15 protein-coding genes and 1 tRNA gene are annotated in these 18206 nt (G+C 72.3%); 12 read left to right on the top strand and 4 right to left on the bottom strand.

The genetic code is table 11. From position 1 onward, the window contains the following. Positions 1–250 precede the first annotated feature (250 nt). Both ACH9D3_RS02175 and ACH9D3_RS02180 read left to right on the top strand, forming a co-directional pair. Positions 251–1135: an NlpC/P60 family protein gene (locus ACH9D3_RS02175; protein WP_396409682.1), complete on the top strand. Its 885-nt coding sequence runs from the start codon at positions 251–253 to the stop codon at positions 1133–1135. Positions 1136–1275: 140 nt separating this feature from the next. Then, positions 1276–1542, top strand: a complete 267-nt coding sequence (locus ACH9D3_RS02180; protein WP_396400406.1) for a hypothetical protein — start codon at positions 1276–1278, stop codon at positions 1540–1542. On the opposite strand, the gene ACH9D3_RS02185 is transcribed toward ACH9D3_RS02180, so the two are convergent. Beyond that, a complete protein-coding gene (locus tag ACH9D3_RS02185; protein ID WP_396409683.1) occupies positions 1460–2857 on the bottom strand; it encodes a DUF4031 domain-containing protein in 1398 nt (465 codons plus the stop codon). The two genes, ACH9D3_RS02180 and ACH9D3_RS02185, sit on opposite strands and share 83 nt — an antisense overlap. 82 nt (positions 2858–2939) lie before the next feature. Between ACH9D3_RS02185 and ACH9D3_RS02190 the strand changes: the two genes are divergently transcribed. Continuing rightward, positions 2940–3012, top strand: a tRNA-Arg gene (locus ACH9D3_RS02190). Between the two features lie 22 nt (positions 3013–3034). Here ACH9D3_RS02190 and ACH9D3_RS02195 read toward each other — a convergent pair. Continuing rightward, entirely contained in the window at positions 3035–3688 is a 654-nt protein-coding gene (locus ACH9D3_RS02195) for a hypothetical protein (RefSeq protein WP_396409684.1), read from the bottom strand. Positions 3689–3835: 147 nt separating this feature from the next. On the opposite strand from ACH9D3_RS02195, the gene ACH9D3_RS02200 reads away from it, so the two are divergent. Continuing rightward, positions 3836–4564 (top strand): integrase, encoded by a 729-nt coding sequence (locus tag ACH9D3_RS02200; RefSeq protein WP_396409685.1) that lies wholly within the window; start codon positions 3836–3838, stop codon positions 4562–4564. 54 nt (positions 4565–4618) lie between these two features. Next, positions 4619–7090 carry a DNA helicase PcrA gene (gene pcrA / locus ACH9D3_RS02205; RefSeq protein ID WP_396409686.1) on the top strand — a complete coding sequence of 824 codons (2472 nt, stop codon included), beginning with the start codon at positions 4619–4621 and terminating at the stop codon, positions 7088–7090. 186 nt (positions 7091–7276) lie between these two features. On the opposite strand, the gene ACH9D3_RS02210 is transcribed toward pcrA, so the two are convergent. Further along, a complete protein-coding gene (locus ACH9D3_RS02210; protein WP_396409687.1) occupies positions 7277–8725 on the bottom strand; it encodes a sugar porter family MFS transporter in 1449 nt (482 codons plus the stop codon). Positions 8726–9029: 304 nt separating this feature from the next. Further along, positions 9030–9779, bottom strand: a complete 750-nt coding sequence (locus ACH9D3_RS02215) for a hypothetical protein (protein ID WP_396400400.1) — start codon at positions 9777–9779, stop codon at positions 9030–9032. A gap of 263 nt (positions 9780–10042) precedes the next feature. Between ACH9D3_RS02215 and sucC the strand changes: the two genes are divergently transcribed. The 7 genes from sucC (at position 10043) to iolD (ending at position 18200) form a co-directional block, all read left to right on the top strand. Beyond that, a complete protein-coding gene (sucC, locus tag ACH9D3_RS02220; protein ID WP_396409688.1) occupies positions 10043–11212 on the top strand; it encodes an ADP-forming succinate--CoA ligase subunit beta in 1170 nt (389 codons plus the stop codon). Between the two features lie 38 nt (positions 11213–11250). Continuing rightward, positions 11251–12168 carry a succinate--CoA ligase subunit alpha gene (sucD, locus tag ACH9D3_RS02225; protein ID WP_396400398.1) on the top strand — a complete coding sequence of 306 codons (918 nt, stop codon included), beginning with the start codon at positions 11251–11253 and terminating at the stop codon, positions 12166–12168. Between the two features lie 277 nt (positions 12169–12445). After that, on the top strand, positions 12446–13405 hold the full coding sequence (locus ACH9D3_RS02230; RefSeq protein WP_396409689.1) for a TIM barrel protein: 960 nt from the start codon (positions 12446–12448) through the stop codon (positions 13403–13405). A 34-nt stretch (positions 13406–13439) separates the two neighbouring features. Next, positions 13440–14330: a TIM barrel protein gene (locus ACH9D3_RS02235; RefSeq protein ID WP_396409690.1), complete on the top strand. Its 891-nt coding sequence runs from the start codon at positions 13440–13442 to the stop codon at positions 14328–14330. Beyond that, entirely contained in the window at positions 14327–15313 is a 987-nt protein-coding gene (gene iolC / locus ACH9D3_RS02240) for a 5-dehydro-2-deoxygluconokinase (protein WP_396409691.1), read from the top strand. Before ACH9D3_RS02235 ends, iolC begins: the two co-directional genes overlap by 4 nt. Then, positions 15310–16248: a Cgl0159 family (beta/alpha)8-fold protein gene (locus ACH9D3_RS02245; RefSeq protein ID WP_396400394.1), complete on the top strand. Its 939-nt coding sequence runs from the start codon at positions 15310–15312 to the stop codon at positions 16246–16248. The genes iolC and ACH9D3_RS02245 overlap by 4 nt, the downstream gene beginning before the upstream one ends. Next, positions 16245–18200 carry a 3D-(3,5/4)-trihydroxycyclohexane-1,2-dione acylhydrolase (decyclizing) gene (gene iolD / locus ACH9D3_RS02250; protein WP_396409692.1) on the top strand — a complete coding sequence of 652 codons (1956 nt, stop codon included), beginning with the start codon at positions 16245–16247 and terminating at the stop codon, positions 18198–18200. Before ACH9D3_RS02245 ends, iolD begins: the two co-directional genes overlap by 4 nt. Positions 18201–18206: the final 6 nt, after the last annotated feature.

The raw sequence follows: 18206 nt of genomic DNA on the forward strand, positions 1-18206 counted from the left end.
CGCCGCGGACCGCACCCGGTCCCCACCGCCACACCCAGACCCGCTCTCCCGGGTCTCAGCGGCTCGTGCCCTCCCGCCCGAATCCGCGCCTCTCCTCCATTCGCCCGCCGCGGCCGTCGTTCCCGATCCCGGAACGCCGCCCTGCCGGACAGCCGATCACCCCGTGCTCCGCGCCCGGGGCGATCGTGCTGTCACGCGCCTCGCCCGCGCAGGCCGGCCCGGTTCGTACAGAAAGTCGCCCGACCTCCTCATGACTCGTGACCTGAACTCCTCGAACGGCATCGGCTCCCTGCTCACCGGCAAGGCCCGCACCGTGGCCGCCGTGGCGGCCTTCTCCGGCCTGGCCCTCGCCACCACCGTCTCGGTGCAGGCCGCCCCGGCCCAGGACGCCCCCGCGGACGCCCCGCTGTCGGCCGTCGCCGCCGCCACCCCGGCCGCCACCCCCACCGTGTCCCTCGAGCCGGTCGCCCACGTGACCAAGGCCGAGAAGCCGGAGCCCCGGAAGGCCGAGCCGAAGAAGGCCGAGCCGAAGGCCGAGAGGATTCAGACCCCGGTCGTCGCGGCCCCCGCCGTGGCGGCTCCGCAGCCGGTCGTGCAGGCCGCTCCGGCCCCGGTGGTCGCGGCTCCCGCGGTGGCGGCTCCGCAGCCGGCCGCTCCGGCCCCGGTGGTCGCCGCCCCGGCCGTGGCGGCTCCGCAGCCGGTCGTGCAGGCCGCTCCGGCGCCGAAGCAGGCCGCCCCGGCCCCGAAGCCGGTCGTGCAGGCCGCTCCGGCCGCGGAGCGCAGCGTCACCACCCAGAGCTCCGCCTCCGGAAAGGGCGCGACCATCTCCTCCGCGGCCATGGGGCAGCTCGGCGTCGGCCAGGACTGCACCGCGCTGGTGAGCAACGCCCTGCGCGCCGCCGGCATCAACCACCGCGGCTGGCCGGCCTCCTACCTCGGCCTCGGCACGCAGGTCTCCGCGGGCCAGGCGCAGCCCGGCGACATCGTCTACTACGCCGACGGCGGCATGGGGACGGCCCACATCGGCATCTACATCGGTGGCGGCAAGGCCGTGCACGGCGGCTGGAACGGCGGCACGACCGTCATCGACAGCGTCAACGTGGGCTCCGGGCCCGTCTACGTCCGCGTGCGCTGACCGCACGCGAGAGCACCGTTCCCGGGTGCGTGCTTCCTGGTCGGCCAGACAGGAAGCGCGCACCCGCTGTCGTCCCCCGGCCACCGGCCCGGCACCCCNCCCCGACGGGGTGCCGGGCCGGTGGCCGATAGACTGGGGCCATGTCCGCCGACTTCAGCCGCAACGCCCGCACGAGCCTCGACCGTGAGTACGCCTACATGGCCTACGGCATGATCGCGGGGGCCGTCCCGGGCATCGTGGCCGGGTTCGTGGTGGCGGCGTTCGTGGGCCACGCCGCGATGTGGCTGTCCGTGTTCGGCGGCATCGGGATCGTCCTCGGGCTGGTCACCGGGATCCTGCTCCACCGGAGGCGGCACGCCCCGGGCGTGACCGAGGGACCCCGGGAGCGCGGCGCAGCGCCGGAATGACGTGCTCCCGCAGCAGGGGGGCCAGGTCCGCGGGGAGCGCGGCGGCGGAGGCGTCGTCGAGCGGCTGCCAGCGCAGCTCCTCGATCTCCGCGAGCGGGGCGGGCCGCCCCGCCAGGGGTGCCGTGTAGACCGTGCAGCGCACCCACGTGCCCGACTCGTTGGCGGCCGGCGCCTCGAACTCCCCGAGGAGCCGCAGCTGAGCGGTCTCCAGCCGCAGCCCGACCTCCTCGGCCGCCTCGCGCACGGCGGCGGCCGCGGGCGACTCTCCCGGATCGAGCTTCCCGCCCACCAGCATGAAGCGCTCCGTGCCGCGCTTGCGCACGGTCAGCAGCGCACCGTCGTCGTCCTGCAGGCACACGGCGGTGATGGTCAGCACCTCGACGTCGGCCGGGGGACCGCCGGAGGAGCCGTCGACGGGCGCCGTGCGGGCGGCGCGCAGCCGCCCGATCTCACGGTCCAGGTTCCGGGCGGCCGCGGCACCCCACAGCCGCTGGGCCTCGGGGGTCCGGAACAGCGGCTGCCGGCGCCGCAGGTCCTCCAGCACGCGCAGCCGCGCCCCGGCGAAGACCGGCTCCGGGACGTGGGCGTACTCCTTCCGCACGCCCGCCGCGTAGGTCGCGTAGCCGGCCGGGTCCGCCCCGAGCACCGAGAGGTCGGCATCGAGGAGCACACCTCCGACGGTGTCGTCGTCCGCGACCCGGTGGTCGACGGTGAGCAGGACCAGCCGCTCGACCTCCGCGGCCAGCGGCTCCGGGAGGCCCGCGGCACCCAGCCGCGCGCGGGCGAGGTCCGCCGACTCCCGCTCGTCGGTCCCCGGACGGCCCCGGTAGACCGCGTCGTGGAACCAGACGGCCAGGACCAGCGCCTCGAGCCGGGCCGGGTCGAGCCCGGCCCGCAGCCTGTCGACGGCCTCGAGCACTGCGAGCAGGTGCGCGGGACCGTGGTAGTGCCGGTGCGGCTCGGCCCAGCGGTCCACGAGCTCCCGGCCCAGTGCGGGGTGCGCCGGGAACCGCTCGGCCCACCGCCGCACGAGCACGCGCGCGATCCGTTCCGGCCGGGCCCGCGCCGGAACGCGCAGCCCGCTGCGCACGAGCACGCGCGTGAGCTGCCGCCCGTCGACCGGGACGGCGCCCGCGGCCACCGCCTCCCGGTACAGGCTCTCGCGCACGTCGTAGTGGTCCCGGTCGAACGCGCGCCGGGGAACCCCCAGTCCGTCCGCGAACGCGTGCAGCTCCTCGTAGGACGTGTCGGAGACGAGGTGCGAGAAGCGCGTCCCGTGGGCGGGCCACAGCGGCGGATCGATGTAGACGGGCATGCGACCGATCCTAGTGGGGCCGCGCCGGCCGTCCTCCGACGGGTTAGCGGGGGTCCAGCGGACCCCCTAGACTGTTCGCGTCGCCCTCGTAGCTCAGGGGATAGAGCACGGCTCTCCTAAAGCCGGTGTCGTTGGTTCGAATCCAATCGGGGGCACGCCCGGACGGGCCGGGGCGGCTCAGCCGGGCGGCGGGCCGGCCGCGGTCCTCGCCCGGCGCCGCAGCGCCTCCACCGCCACGGTCACGGTCACGGCGAGCAGGAGCACGAGCAGCACCCACCGCGCGATCACGAGCACGGACGCCGTGGCCACGGCGGTGCCGTCCCCGGGGTCCGCGAGGGCGGCGTCGATGGCCGCGTTGCCCGCCAGGGAGACCGCTGCGAAGCCGAGCACCACGGCCGAGCGCAGCCACCGCCGGGCGCGGGAGGCCGTGTTCACGGCCACGAACAGCAGCCACGCGAGCCCCACGAACAAGGGGGCCAGCAGCCCGGAGGAGCGGTGGACGGCCTCGTACTGCGCCAGCCCCTCCTCGCCCAGGGCCGCGGCGAGGCGCCGGGCGTGCTCCTGGCCGAATCCTCCGACCATCCACTCGGGCAGGGCCAGCCCGCCGGCCGCGGCGGCGCCGAACTGGGGGAGGACCAGGGCGTGCACGTACAGCCACAGGACCGCGGAGACGGACATGGCCACGCCCACCACGAGGCCGGAGCTCGACCTCGCGGGCTGGGGCCGGAGCTCGCCGGGCCCCGCCTCGTAGAGCCGCGTTCCCCTCGCCGGACCCGGGGACGCCGTGCTGCCGCCGTGCTTGCGTGCCTTCTGTGCGCGTGTCAGTCCCATGGCCCCATTATCCGGTCGCGCGGCCTCCGCCGAACGCCAGGGCCCAGGAGTAGGCTGGGGCCACCCGGAGCGGTCCTCGGACCGGACGGGAACGGCCCGGCCGAGGACGACCGGGCGGTCGACGAGGACGACACGGAGGTGCCCGTCATGGAACTGTCCATCGGTCTCCCGGACGGCCTGCTCATGCGGCTGTCCGAGGGCGACGTGCTGACGCTGTTCGAGAAGGACCACGAGACGGTGCGCCGCACGGTGGACTGCTCGGTCCTCGGCGGGGCCCCCGTCGCGGACATGGTGTGGTCGCACAAGCTCTCGGCCGTGATCGTCGCGGTGCCCTCCCTGCACCGGCTGTTCCGCTGGGACCCGTACACCGACGTGCTGTACGAGTTCGCGGGCACGGGGGAGCCCGGTCGCCGGGACGGCAAGGCGGCGCAGGCGAAGTTCGCCGCCACCGTCTCCATCACCGAGGACGGCAACGGCACCCTGTGGCTCATCGACCGGGACTCCTCGTCCCTGCGCTGCATCGAGATCGACACCGACAAGCCCGACGGCGCGCCGCAGGTCTGCACCGTGGTCGGCAGGGCGGGCGCGGGCTTCGCGGACGGCCCCGCGGACGTGGCCCAGCTGGACCACCCCGAGGACCTGCAGATCCTCTACGACGGCTCCGTCGTGATCGCCGACACCGGCAACGACGCCATCCGCCACCTCGACCCCGCCACCCGTGAGCTCGACACCGTGTACGGCGGAGGGGACGCAGGGGCCGTGGACTTCGACGACGACATCGACCTGCAGCGCCCCTACCGGGTCACGGTGGCCGACTCGGAGCTGTGGGTCGAGGACGACAACGGCCGGCACCGGCTCGAGCTGCACTTCGTCTGAGGGCCGCCCCCGTCCCGCCCGGCCGTCCCCGGGCCTCGGTAGACTGGGGCCACGATGGACTACCTCTTCGACAACCCGCTCCTGCCCTCCGCCTCCGTGGCGCGCCCCGACACCACGACCCCGCCGCGGCGTGGCGCCGCCTCCGCGGACGCCCTCGTGGAGGGTCTCAACGACCCGCAGCGGGCCGCGGTCGAGCACGCCGGCTCACCGCTGCTGATCGTGGCCGGCGCCGGGTCGGGCAAGACCCGTGTGCTGACCCACCGGATCGCCCACCTCCTGGCCACCGGACGGGCGCACCAGGGCGAGATCCTGGCGATCACGTTCACCAACAAGGCGGCCGCGGAGATGCGCGAGCGCGTGGTCGAGCTGGTGGGGGACTCCGCGAAGTCGATGTCGATCTCCACCTTCCACTCCTTCTGCGTCCGGGTGCTGCGGCGGGAGGCCGCGAGCGTGGGGCTGAAGCCCACCTTCTCGATCTACGACTCCGCCGACTCCCTGCGGCTCATCACCCTCGTGGCCAAGCAGCACGACCTGGACCCCAAGCGCTTCACGCCGAAGAGCATCCAGCACCGGATCTCCGCGCTGAAGAACGAGCTCGTCGACGACGAGACGCACCTGTCCCGGGTCTCCGAGACGGATCCCTTCGAGAGCGCGGTGGCCCAGGTCTACCGCGGCTACACCGAGCGGCTGCGCGCGGCCAACGCCATGGACTTCGACGACCTCATCGCGCAGACCGTGCACATGCTCCGGGCGTTCCCACAGGTCGCCGGCTACTACCGGCGCCGGTACCGGCACGTGCTCATCGACGAGTACCAGGACACCAACCACGCGCAGTACGCGCTGGTCCGCGAGCTCGTCGGGACCGCCGCGGAGTCCGGGCCCGGGCCGGGGGCGGACCCCGTGCCGCCCGCCGAGCTGACCGTCGTGGGCGACTCCGACCAGTCGATCTACGCGTTCCGCGGGGCCGACATCCGCAACATCGTCGACTTCGAGCAGGACTACCCCCAGGCGCGGACCATCCTGCTGGAGCAGAACTACCGGTCCACGCAGAACATCCTCACCGCGGCCAACGCGGTGATCGCCAAGAACACGGGGCGCCGGGACAAGCGGCTGTGGACGGCCTCCGGCAGCGGCGAGAAGATCACCGGCTACGCCGCCGAGAACGAGCACGAGGAGGCGCGCTTCATCGCCGAGGAGATCGACCGTCTCCAGGACGAGGACGGCTACCGCCCGGGTGACGTCGCCGTGTTCTACCGCACCAACGCGCAGTCGCGCTCCCTCGAGGAGATCCTCATGCGCGTGGGCCTGCCCTACAAGGTGGTGGGCGGCACCCGCTTCTACGAGCGCAAGGAGATCAAGGACGCCCTGTCCTACCTGCGCTCCATCGTGAACCCGGACGACGACATCAACGTGCGCCGGATCGTGAACGAGCCGAAGCGCGGCATCGGCGACCGTGCCGAGGGCGCCGCCGCGGCCCTCGCCGAGCGGGAGCGCATCTCGTTCATGGACGCCCTGCGCCGCGCCGGCGAGGCGCCCGGCATGGCCACCCGGTCGCTGAACGCGGTGAAGGCGTTCGTCCAGCTCATGGACGACCTCGCCTCGGTCGCCGAGGGGTCCGGGGCGGCCACCGTGCTCGAGGCCGTCCTGGAGCAGTCCGGGTACCTCGCGGGACTGCGCAACTCGCAGGACCCCCAGGACGAGTCCCGGGTGGAGAACCTCGCGGAGCTCGTGGCCGTGGTCCGGGAGTTCGAGCGGGACCGTCCGGACGCCGGGCTGCCCGAGTTCCTCGAGCACGTCTCCCTCGTGGCCGATGCGGACCAGATCCCGAACCGGCCGGCGGCCGCTTCCGAGGGCGGACCGAGCGCCGAGCAGATCGCGGCCGAGGTGGCCGAGGCCCGGGCCCAGGGGGTGGTCACCCTGATGACCCTGCACACGGCCAAGGGGCTCGAGTTCCCGGTGGTCTTCCTGACCGGCATGGAGCACGGGCTGTTCCCGCACCAGCGCTCCCTCACGGACGAGAAGGAGATGGAGGAGGAGCGGCGCCTGGCCTACGTGGGACTGACCCGGGCCCGCGAACGCCTCTACCTGACCCGGTCCGAGTTCCGCTCCATGTGGGGGCAGTCGCAGTACAACCCGGCCAGTCCGTTCCTCGACGAGATCCCCTCCGAGCTCCTCGACTGGAAGCGCGAGGGGTCCGCGGCACCGGCGTCCTGGGGTTCCTCGCTGCACTCCGGCGGCCCCGGGCAGCGGGACGCGATGCGCGGTTCGTACTGGGGTGCCGCGGCGTCGTCGAACGCGGCCTTCGAGCGGATGGCGCCGTCCCGGGCGACCACGGCGGGACGGGTCCAGCCGAACAAGGAGATCCCCAGCCTCTCCGTCGGCGACACCGTGGACCACACGGCGTTCGGCCGGGGCACGGTGGTCTCCGTCGAGGGCGCCGGCGACAAGACCGTGGCGAAGGTCCGTTTCGGGGCCGAGGAGAAGCGGCTGCTGCTGCGCTACGCCCCCCTCACCCGCGTGGGGTGATCCGCCGAGGTCCTGGCGGGTCCGGGACCGGGTGCACCGCGCCGACCCCGCACCCCGCGGGACTGCTCCGGCGGGACGGGACAGAGCCTCCGGGTGGGTGCGGTCCGTCGACGGACCACACCCACCCGGAGGCTCTTCCCGTGCCACGGCGTCCCCGCCGGGGCCGTTCTGCTGGCCGTCGGCCGCTCAGGAGTTCGGCGCCTTGATCTGGTAGATCGCCCCGGTGGAGACGTCCTCCTCGAGCGCCTCGAGCGTCCGGCCGCGGGTCTCCGGGACCTGCGTGTAGACGAAGACCAGCGCCAGCACGCCGACCCCGGCGAAGAGGAAGAACGTGCCGGTGATCCCGACCGCGTCGACCAGGGACGGGAAGTAGAGCGAGAGGACGCCGTTGGCCACCCACAGCGCGAAGACGGACACGCCGATCCCGAAGCCGCGCATGTGCAGGGGGAACACCTCGGAGAGGTACACCCACACGGCGACGTTCAGGAAGGTCTGCATGGAGCCGACGAAGGCCACCACGAGGGCCAGGATCACCCAGGGCCGCAGCGGGTTGCCCTCCTCGAGCGTCAGCGCGGAGACCCCGATCAGCAGGTGGAAGGTGGTCGTGAGGCTCAGGCCGATCATGAAGGTCTTCCGCCGGTCGAGCCGGTCCATCAGGTACAGCGCGATGAGGCCGCCGATCACGGCGATCACGCCGGGGGCGATGTTGGCGATCAGGGCCGCACTCGCGCTGAAGCCCGACTCGATGAGCACGATCTGCCCGTAGTACATGATCGAGTTGATGCCGGTGAGCTGCTGGGCCACGCCGAGGCCGATGCCCACGAGCATGATGCGGACCAGGTGCTTGTTGGTGAGGATCGTGCCCAGCCCGATCCGGTTCTCGGCGCGCTCCTCCTCGGTGATGTGCTCGACCTCGCCGAGCTCGGCGATCGCCCGGTCCTCGGAGCGCACCGTCCTGAGCACCGCGAGGGCGTCCTCGTGCCGGCCCTTCTCGACGAGCCAGCGCGGGGACTCCGGCATCCGGAGCATGCCGATGAACAGCGCCACGGCCGGCAGCGCGGAGACCGCGAACATGATCCGCCAGACGCCGGTGACGTCGCTGAAGACGTTGCCGATGATCGCGTTGATCACGAACGCCGAGAGCTGGCCGATCACGATGGCCACCTCGTTGCGGCCCGCGATCGAGCCGCGGATCTCGTAGGGGGCCAGCTCCGCGAGGAAGACGGGCACCACCGCCGAGGCCCCGCCGACGGCCAGGCCCAGGCAGATGCGCCCGACCACGAGGATCTCGACGTTCGGGGTGAACACGACGACCATCGTGCCGACGAAGAACAGGACGGCCAGCAGGAGGATGGTGCTCCGGCGCCCCCACGCGTCGGAGATGCGCCCCCCGCTCAGCGCGCCGACCGCGGCCGCGAAGACGAGCGAGCTGGTGACCACGCCCTCGGTGAGCGGGGTGAGGCCGAGCTCGGCCGACATCGGGCGCAGCGCACCGTTGATGACACCGGTGTCGTAGCCGAAGAGCAGACCGCCGAAGCAGGCGACGATGGAGATCAGGCCGAGCCGCTTGCGGTGCGGTCCGGACGTGAGCGGAGGCAGCGCGGCAGCTGCTTCCCGTGGTGACGATGTGGCCATCGAGGGTTCCTTCGTTCATGCGCAGCCGTGGGGGCGCTCTGCACAGTGCGGGTTCAGCGGATCGACGGACCACGCGGTGCGTGACGCACGTCTCACTGGTCCTGATGTCATGATGTCAGGACATTTAAACGGGGCAGGAAACCCCGCGCGGGAACTTTCCGTGCTCCCCGCACCCTCCGGGCTCCGGTCGGGAGGCGCGGAGGACGGGTGTCGGGGCACGGGAGCGGCGCGCGGACCGGGCGCCGGACGGGTGCGCGTCCACGCGTGCCGCCGTGGTCACGACGACGAGGCCGGCCGGGCACCGCTAGACGAACAGCAGGACCACCACCGCCGCGGGGGCGGTCCAGCGCAGGGACCTGCCGGTGAGGTTGTGCACCACGCCGAGCAAGGTGCAGCAGACCACGGCCGTGGCCACGGAGGCCCACCCGCCGAGGACCAGCCCGGGCAGCGCGAGCAGCAGCCCGAGGGCGAGCCCGCCCACCGGCGCCACGCGCGTCCAGCGGAGCGGCCGGCGCAGCTCCACGGCCCGCTGCACGCACGTCAGGACCAGGGCGAGGAGCAGGGAACGGCCCACGTGGTAGGCCGCGAAGCCCACCATGCCCAGCCACGCGCCTCCGCCGTAGACGGCATAGAGGTCGAGGTAGAGCTGGATCGGCTGGACGCGCCACTCGCCCACGAGGAACACGGGCAGGATCACCCCGAGCAGGACGGCCAGCACGAACAGCACCAGGGCGGTGGTCGTGCGGTGGTGGTCGACCGCCGGGGAGGGGTCGGGGGCCGAGGGCGGCGGGACCCCGGGGTCCGCCGCCCGGTGGCGCAGCCACGACACGAGGCCGCGGTGGATCCCGAACCACGCCGCGCCCAGGCAGAGCCAGGCGACGACCTGCCAGCCCAGCGGGTAGACGCCGGGGATCTCGCCCGTGAAGGTGAGCACCGTGCCGTCGACCACGGCCTCCAGTCCCAGGGCCACGAACGCGAAGGTCGCGATCGAGACGAGGAAGCCGGGATCGGCGGGGGCGAACGCCCGGTTCTCGGGGGGGTCGAGGGAGCTCATGGGGTCAGTCAATCAAGAAACGCCGGGGTGCACGTGCGCGTCCCCGGTTGTGGCCGCCGATTCGGCATGGACTACAGTCTCAGAGAAGGGAGTGCTCCGGTTCGTCCCGCGCCCGGAACGGCTCCGCGGCACGGCCCGGACGCGTCCGCCGGGCCCCGGCCGGGAGGACGCGCAGTGCTCCGTTCACCATCAGGTCGGACGACGACCCGAGTTCTGCCCGGGCCGACGCCGACCCATGACTTCGACGAAGAAGGGCAAAAACCGTGGACCTGTTCGAATACCAGGCACGCGACCTGTTCGAGAAGCACGGCGTCCCCGTGCTCCAGGGCATCGTTGCGACCACCCCCGAGGAAGCAAGGGCCGCCGCCGAGAAGATCGGCGGGGTCACCGTCGTGAAGGCGCAGGTCAAGGTCGGAGGCCGCGGCAAGGCCGGCGGTGTCAAGGTCGCCAAGAACGCCGACGAGGCCTACGAGCACGCGCAGCAGATCCTCGGCATGGACATCAAGGGCCACACCGTCCACCGGGTCATGATCGCCCAGGGCGCGGACATCGCCGAGGAGTACTACTTCTCGATCCTGCTGGACCGCGCCAACCGGTCGTACCTCGCCATGTGCTCCGTCGAGGGCGGCGTGGAGATCGAGCAGCTCGCCGTCGAGCGGCCCGAGGCCCTCGCCCGCGTGGAGGTCGTGCCGACCGAGGGCATCACCGAGGCCAAGGCCCAGGAGATCGTGCGCGAGGCCGAGTTCGACGACGAGACCGCCGCGAAGGTGGTCCCCGCGCTCGTGAAGCTGTGGGACGTGTTCAAGAACGAGGACGCCACCCTCGTCGAGGTCAACCCGCTGGTGAAGACCGGCGACGGCGAGGTCATCGCCCTGGACGGCAAGGTCACCCTCGACGAGAACGCGGAGTTCCGCCAGGCGGAGCACGCCGAGCTCGCCGACAAGTCCAGCGCCGATCCGCTCGAGGAGAAGGCCAAGGAGCACGACCTCAACTACGTCAAGCTCGACGGAGAGGTCGGCATCATCGGCAACGGTGCGGGCCTCGTCATGTCCACCCTGGACGTCGTCGCCTACGCCGGCGAGAAGCACGGCAACGTCAAGCCGGCCAACTTCCTGGACATCGGTGGCGGTGCGTCCGCCGAGGTCATGGCCGCCGGCCTGAACGTGATCCTCAACGACCCCCAGGTGAAGTCCGTGTTCGTCAACGTCTTCGGCGGCATCACCGCGTGCGACGCCGTGGCCAACGGCATCGTGCAGGCCCTCGAGATCCTCGGCGACAAGGAGGACAAGCCGCTCGTGGTCCGCCTGGACGGCAACAACGTCGAGGAGGGCCGCAGCATCCTCGCCGGCGCCAACCACCCCCTGGTCACGCTCGCCGAGACCATGGACGAGGGCGCGGACAAGGCCGCCGAGCTGGCCCAGGCCGCCAAGTAACCCGCCGACCGGACGAACACCACGAAGGAACGAGAGCAATGTCAATCTTTTTGAACAAGGACTCCAAGGTCATCGTTCAGGGCATCACCGGCGGCGAGGGCACCAAGCACACCGGTCGCATGCTCGCGGCGGGCACCCAGGTCATGGGCGGCGTCAACGCCCGCAAGGCCGGCACCACCGTGTCCCACCAGGACAAGGACGGCAACAGCGTCGAGCTGCCCGTCTTCGGGACCGTCGCCGAGGCCGTCGAGAAGACCGGGGCCGACGTGTCGATCGTCTTCGTCCCGCCGGCCTTCACCAAGGACGCCGTGATCGAGGCCGTCGACGCCGAGGTCCCGCTGGTGGTCGTCATCACCGAGGGCATCCCGGTGCAGGACTCCGCGGAGTTCTGGGCCTACGCGAAGTCGAGGACCGGCGCGGACGGCAAGCAGACCACCCGCATCATCGGCCCGAACTGCCCCGGCATCATCACCCCGGGCGAGTCGCTGGTGGGCATCACCCCGGCGAACATCACGGGCAAGGGCAAGATCGGCCTGGTCTCCAAGTCCGGCACCCTGACCTACCAGATGATGTACGAGCTGCGCGACATCGGGTTCACCACCGCGATCGGCATCGGCGGCGACCCGGTCATCGGCACCACCCACATCGACGCGCTCGAGGCGTTCGAGGCGGACCCCGAGACCGAGGCCATCGTGATGATCGGCGAGATCGGCGGCGACGCCGAGGAGCGTGCCGCGGACTTCATCAAGGAGCACGTGACCAAGCCGGTCGTCGGCTACGTCGCGGGCTTCACCGCTCCCGAGGGCAAGACCATGGGCCACGCCGGCGCCATCGTCTCCGGCTCCTCGGGCACGGCGCAGGCCAAGAAGGAGGCCCTCGAGGCCGCGGGCGTCAAGGTCGGCAAGACGCCGTCCGAGACCGCCCAGCTCATGCGGGAGATCTTCGAGGGCAGGTGATCCGGCGGGCTCCGGCCCGCCGATCCGGCACGCGGGAGGCCCCGTCCACGACGTCCGTGGGCGGGGCCTCCGCATGTCCACGCCCCGGCTCGGCCGGCGTCCCCGACCGCGGTGCCGCCGGGTCCGTCCGGTGCGGACGAACGCCGGCTCGCACTTAGACGTTATGTCTTTACAAACTGACCTGATGTCGTATTCTAGTTGTGATCCGGACCACTGATCGGCCGGTCGCACGGCTCACCCACCGTGACACCGGTCCAGCACCAGAAAGCAGGTCACCATGGCGCAGCAGAACGCGACCACCGCGACCGCCGGCGCGGCGGCACAGCAGCAGAACCCCGTGCTCATCGGCACGGCCCCGGACTCGTGGGGCGTGTGGTTCCCCGACGACCCCCGGCAGACGCCGTGGGAGCGCTTCCTCGACGAGGTCGCCGAGGCCGGGTACTCCTGGATCGAGCTCGGGCCCTACGGCTACCTGCCGACCGATCCCGCCCGGCTCGCCCAAGAGCTCGCCCAGCGGAACCTGAAGGTCTCGGCGGGCACCGTCTTCACCGCCTTCCACCGCGGGGCCGACCAGTGGGAGGAGGCGTGGGAGCCCGCGCGCAAGGTCGCGGAGCTGACCGCCGCCATGGGCGGCGAGCACATCGTGGTCATCCCGGCCATGTGGCGCGACGACGTGACGGGCGAGGCGCTCGAGAACGAGCACCTGAGCACCGAGCAGTGGACCGCCCTGTGCGAGGGCCACGACCGGCTGGGGAAGGTGCTGCGCGAGGACTTCGGCCTGCAGCAGCAGTTCCACTCCCACGCGGACTCCCACGTGTGCGGCCAGCCCGACATCGAGACCTTCCTGCACCGCACCGACCCCGAGCTGGTCACCCTGTGCCTGGACACCGGGCACGCCGAGTACGGCGGCGCGTCCTCCGTGGACCTCATCCGCAGGTACCCCGAGCGGATCGGCTACCTGCACCTGAAGCAGATCGACCCCGTGGTCATCGAGCGCGTGCGCCGGGAGAACCTCACCTGGGCCGCGGCCAACCTCGCCGGGGTCATGGTCGAGCCGCCCGCCGGCCTGCCGGACCTCGCGGAGGTCCTCGCGGAGGTCGAGAAGCTGGACCGGCCGATCTTCGGCATCGTCGAGCAGGACATGTACCCGGTCTCCTCCTTCGACGTGCCGCTGCCCATCGCCACCCGCACCCGCTCCTACCTGCTGGGCTGCGGATCGCGCACGAGCGTCCGCTGATCCGCACCGGCCCCACCCACCTGGAGAACCGTCCATGAAGATCGCTCTCGATCCCACCCCGTTCCACCACTCCCACTCCCTGCTCGAGTTCCCCGCCCTCGCCGCCGAGCTCGGCTACGAGTACCTGCAGCTGACGCCCCACGCGGACTTCCTGCCCTTCTTCAACCATCCGAAGGCCGACGACCAGCTCGTCGCGGACCTGCGCCGTGCCTGCCGCGACGCCGGCGTCGGGATCGCCTCCGTGCTGCCGGTGCTGCGCTGGTCGTCCCCGGACCCGGACGCCCGGGAGGCCGCGGTGCGGTACTGGAAGCGCGCCGTCCGGATGACCGTGGACCTCGGCGTGCAGCAGATGAACACCGAGTTCCAGGGCCGCCCCGAGCGGGCCGAGGAGTCGGAGCGGGCGTTCTACCGCTCGATGGAGGAGCTGCTGCCCCTCGTCGAGCGCGAGGGCGTGCACATCGCGATCGACCCGCACCCCGACGACTTCGTGGAGCAGGGCCTGGCCGCCTGGCGGGTGATCCGGGGCGTGAACTCGCAGCACCTCGGCTTCGCCTACGTCGCCCCGCACACCTTCCACTTGGAGGACGCACCGCTGGAGATCATGGCCGCGGTGGGGGACCGGCTGCGCGTGGTCCACGTGGCCGACACCATGGACCACCACCGCTCGCACGGGCTGCGCTACATCACCAACCCGCCGGGCAGCCCCGCCCGGGTGCACCAGCACCTGAGGATCGGCGACGGCGACGTCGACTGGGACGAGTTCTTCGGCGGGCTCGCCGGCAACGGCTTCCTCGACCGCGAGGACACCGTGATGGTCTCCTCGGTGTTCGCCGAGAACGAGAACGCCCTAGAAGTCTCCCGCTACCAGCTGGAGCAGATGCGCGAGCGCTCGGCCGCCGCGCGGAAGGTGGAGGTGCAGGCATGAGCTACGACGTCGTGACCATCGGACGCATCAGCGTCGACATCTATCCCGACGACATCGGCGTGGGCCTGGAGGACGTCACCAGCTTCGGCAAGTACCTCGGCGGCTCGCCCGCCAACGTGGCGGTCGCCGCGGCCCGCCACGGGGAGTCCACCGCGCTGATCACCCGGACCGGCGACGACCCGTTCGGCACCTACCTGCACCGCGAGCTCACCCGCTACGGCGTGGACGACCGGTTCGTGCGCCCCGTGCCGGGGTTGCAGACCCCCGCCACGTTCTGCGCGATCCGGCCGCCGGAGGACTTCCCGCTGTACTTCTACGGACGCTTCCCCACGGCGCCGGACCTGCAGATCCGGCCGGAGGAGATCGACGCGGAGGTCGTGCGCGAGGCGCGGATCCTGTGGTCCACCGTCACGGGCCTGTGCCAGGAGCCGTCTCGCTCCGCCCACCTCGCCGCCCACGAGGCCCGTCCTCGCGAGCAGCTGCGGGCCGACCAGCACACGGTCCTCGACCTCGACTACCGGCCCATGTTCTGGGAGTCCGAGGAGGACGCCCGTGCGCAGGTCCACGAGCTGCTCCGGCACGTGAGCATCGCGATCGGCAACGACAAGGAGTGCGCCGTGGCCGTGGGGGAGGGCACCCCCGACGAGCAGGCCGACCGGCTGCTCGAGGCCGGTGTGCGCATCGCCGTGGTCAAGCTCGGCCCGGAGGGCGTGATGGCGAAGACCCGCGACGAGCGCGTGGTCTCGGCCCCCGTTCCCGTGGAGACCGTCAACGGCCTCGGCGCCGGGGACTCCTTCGGCGGAGCCTTCTGCCACGGCATCAACCAGGGCTGGAGCCTCGAGCAGGTCCTCGACTACGCCAACGCCTCCGGTGCGATCGTGGCCTCGAGGATCTCGTGCTCCGACGCCATGCCCTCGCCCGACGAGGTCTTCCAGCTGCTGCGCGAGCGCGGCCGCGCCGTTCCCGAAGGAGTCACTCCATGACCACGACGTCCCCCCTCGAGATCGACACCGCGGATCCGCGCCGCTACGAGCACCTCACCCGGGTCCGGCTCGAGGACCCCCGCTCGGTCCAGCGCGCCGCCGACTCCCGCCGCCGCCACCCGGGACCGGTGCACGGACGGCAGAACTTCGTCGTCGCCGCGGACCACCCGGCCCGCGGTGCGCTGCGGGTGCGCGGCGAGACCGACGCCATGGCCGACCGGCGCGGCCTGCTCGACCGCCTGCAGATCGCCCTGGCGGACCCCAAGGTCGACGGCGTGCTCGCCTCCCCGGACGTGCTGGACGACCTGCTGCTGCTCGGGGCGCTCGAGGGCAAGCTCGTCTTCGGCTCGATGAACCGCGGCGGCCTGCCCGGCCTCGTCAACGAGATCGACGACCGCTTCACGGGCCACACCGCCCAGGCACTGGACCGGATCGGCGCCGACGGCGGCAAGATGCTCACCCGCATCTGCTTCGAGGACCCGCACACCACCTCCGTGCTGGAGAACACCGCCAAGGCGGTGGACTCCCTGGCCGCCCTGGGTCTCATCGCGATGGTCGAGCCGTTCATCTCCCGGATCGTCGACGGGGGCGTCGTCAACGACCTCTCGGCCGACGCCGTGATCCGCTCCGTGGCCATCGCCCAGGGCCTCGGCGGCAGCTCCGCGCACACGTGGATGAAGCTGCCCGTGGTCGAGGACATGGAGCGCGTCATGGCGGCCACCACGCTGCCCACGGTCCTGCTGGGCGGCGACCCCAGCGGCCGGCCCGACGAGGTCTTCGCGACCTGGGAGGCGGCGCTCGCGCTGCCCGGCGTCCAGGGCCTGACCGTCGGCCGCACCCTGCTCTACCCCGAGGACGGGGACGTCGCCGCCGCTGTGTCCACCGCCGCGTCCCTGCTCAAGGGGCACCCCGTCCAGGAAGGAGCCGCCCGATGAGCACCCGCACCCTCTCCGTCTCCCAGGCGCTCGTGGAGTTCCTGGCCAACCAGTGGACCGTGGACCGGATCGGCGCCGAGGAGTACCGTGAGCGCACGATCCCGGGCATGTTCGGCATCTTCGGCCACGGCAACGTGGCCGGGGTGGGCCAGGCGCTCAAGCAGTACCAGGCCCAGGACCCCGCCCTGATGCCCTACTACCAGGGCCGCAACGAGCAGGCCCAGGTGCACCAGGCCGTCGGCTACGCCCGGCACACCCGGCGCCGGGCCACCTTCGCGGTGAGCACGTCGATCGGTCCCGGGGCCACGAACATGGTCACCGGTGCGGCGCTGGCCACCACGAACCGGCTGCCCGCGCTGCTGTTCCCCTCGGACCAGTTCGCCTCCCGGCGGCCGGACCCGGTGCTCCAGCAGCTCGAGCGCCCCGACGCCAACGACATCACCGTCAACGACGTCTTCCGCCCGGTCAGCCGCTACTTCGACCGGGTCTGGCGGCCCGAGCAGCTCTTCTCGGCGCTGCTCAACGGCATGCGGGTGCTCACGGACCCGGCCGAGACCGGTGCGGTGACCATCGCGCTGCCGCAGGACGTGCAGGCCGAGCCGCTCGAGGTGCCCGAGGAGTTCCTCGCGCCCCGGGAGTGGCGGATCCGCCGCCCGGCTCCCGAGGAGGAGGACGTCCGCGCGGCCGTCGCGGCGATCCGCGCGGCCGAGCGGCCGGTGGTCATCGCCGGCGGTGGGGTGCACTACGCCTTCGCCACCGAGGCGCTGCGCGAGTTCGCGGAGGCCACCGGCATCCCCGTGGCCTACACCCAGGCGGGCGTGGGGGTCATGGACTGGGACCACCCGCTGTGCCTGGGAGCGGTCGGGTCCACCGGCTCCACCGCGTCCAACGCGGTGGTCGCTGATGCCGATCTGGTCATCGGCATCGGCACCCGCTACGAGGACTTCACCACGGCGTCCCAGACCGCGTTCCAGCACCCGGACGTGCGCTTCGTCAACGTCAACGTCGCGGCCTTCGACGCCTACAAGCAGGGCACCGCCGTGCCGGTCGTCGCCGACGCCCGCAAGACCCTCGTCGAGCTGACGAGGGCGCTCGGCGGGTACCGGGTCGGCGCGGACCTCGCCGCGACGGTCGAGGCCGAGAAGCAGCGCTGGGACGCGACCGTGGACGCCGCCTTCGGCGAGCGGCACCTCCCGCTGCCCAGCCAGAACGAGATCATCGGGGCCGTCAACGAGGCCATGGACGACCGCGACGTCGTCGTGTGCGCCGCGGGCTCGCTGCCCGGGGACCTGCACAAGATGTGGCGGGTCAAGGACGCGTACGGCTACCACGTCGAGTACGCCTTCTCCTGCATGGGGTACGAGATCGCCGGCGGGCTCGGGGTCAAGCGGGCCGCCGTGGCCGAGGCGGAGCGCACCGGGACCCCCGGGGACGCGCGCGACGTCGTCGTCATGGTCGGGGACGGCTCGTACCTGATGATGCACACCGAGCTCGTGACGGCCGTGGCCGAGGGGCTCAAGCTCGTGGTGGTGCTCATCCAGAACCACGGCTACGCCTCGATCGGCGCCCTGTCGGAGCAGCTGGGGTCCCAGCGTTTCGGCACGAAGTACCGCTACCTCGACGAGGATCGGCACAGCTTCGACGAGGGCTCGACGCTGCCGATCGATCTCGCCGCCAACGCCGAGTCCCTCGGCGTGCGGGTGCTGCGGGTCGGGCCCGGCGACGGCGTCATCGACCGGCTGAAGGAGGCGGTGGCGCGGGCGAAGGCCGTGCCGGAGGGCTCGGGTCCCGTGCTCGTGCACGTGGAGTCGGACCCGCTGATCGACGCACCCAGCTCCGAGTCCTGGTGGGACGTGCCCGTCACGGGCACCGCCACCCTCGGGTCCACGAACGAGGCCTACGCGGTCTACCAGCAGCACAAGGCCCGGCAGCGTCCGCTGCTCGGGAACTGAAGGAGG

It is taken from the genome of Kocuria kalidii, from assembly GCF_044462225.1.
Lineage (GTDB): Bacteria > Actinomycetota > Actinomycetes > Actinomycetales > Micrococcaceae > Kocuria > Kocuria kalidii.

Excerpts from the sequence above, each read along its gene's own strand:
- ACH9D3_RS02175 (WP_396409682.1), top strand. The coding sequence starts at position 251 with ATGACTCGTGACCTGAACTCCTCGAACGGCATCGGCTCCCTGCTCACC.
- ACH9D3_RS02180 (WP_396400406.1), top strand. The coding sequence starts at position 1,276 with ATGTCCGCCGACTTCAGCCGCAACGCCCGCACGAGCCTCGACCGTGAG.
- ACH9D3_RS02185 (WP_396409683.1), bottom strand. The coding sequence starts at position 2,857 with ATGCCCGTCTACATCGATCCGCCGCTGTGGCCCGCCCACGGGACGCGC.
- ACH9D3_RS02195 (WP_396409684.1), bottom strand. The coding sequence starts at position 3,688 with ATGGGACTGACACGCGCACAGAAGGCACGCAAGCACGGCGGCAGCACG.
- ACH9D3_RS02200 (WP_396409685.1), top strand. The coding sequence starts at position 3,836 with ATGGAACTGTCCATCGGTCTCCCGGACGGCCTGCTCATGCGGCTGTCC.
- pcrA (WP_396409686.1), top strand. The coding sequence starts at position 4,619 with ATGGACTACCTCTTCGACAACCCGCTCCTGCCCTCCGCCTCCGTGGCG.
- ACH9D3_RS02210 (WP_396409687.1), bottom strand. The coding sequence starts at position 8,725 with ATGGCCACATCGTCACCACGGGAAGCAGCTGCCGCGCTGCCTCCGCTC.
- ACH9D3_RS02215 (WP_396400400.1), bottom strand. The coding sequence starts at position 9,779 with ATGAGCTCCCTCGACCCCCCCGAGAACCGGGCGTTCGCCCCCGCCGAT.
- sucD (WP_396400398.1), top strand. The coding sequence starts at position 11,251 with ATGTCAATCTTTTTGAACAAGGACTCCAAGGTCATCGTTCAGGGCATC.
- ACH9D3_RS02230 (WP_396409689.1), top strand. The coding sequence starts at position 12,446 with ATGGCGCAGCAGAACGCGACCACCGCGACCGCCGGCGCGGCGGCACAG.
- ACH9D3_RS02235 (WP_396409690.1), top strand. The coding sequence starts at position 13,440 with ATGAAGATCGCTCTCGATCCCACCCCGTTCCACCACTCCCACTCCCTG.
- iolC (WP_396409691.1), top strand. The coding sequence starts at position 14,327 with ATGAGCTACGACGTCGTGACCATCGGACGCATCAGCGTCGACATCTAT.
- ACH9D3_RS02245 (WP_396400394.1), top strand. The coding sequence starts at position 15,310 with ATGACCACGACGTCCCCCCTCGAGATCGACACCGCGGATCCGCGCCGC.
- iolD (WP_396409692.1), top strand. The coding sequence starts at position 16,245 with ATGAGCACCCGCACCCTCTCCGTCTCCCAGGCGCTCGTGGAGTTCCTG.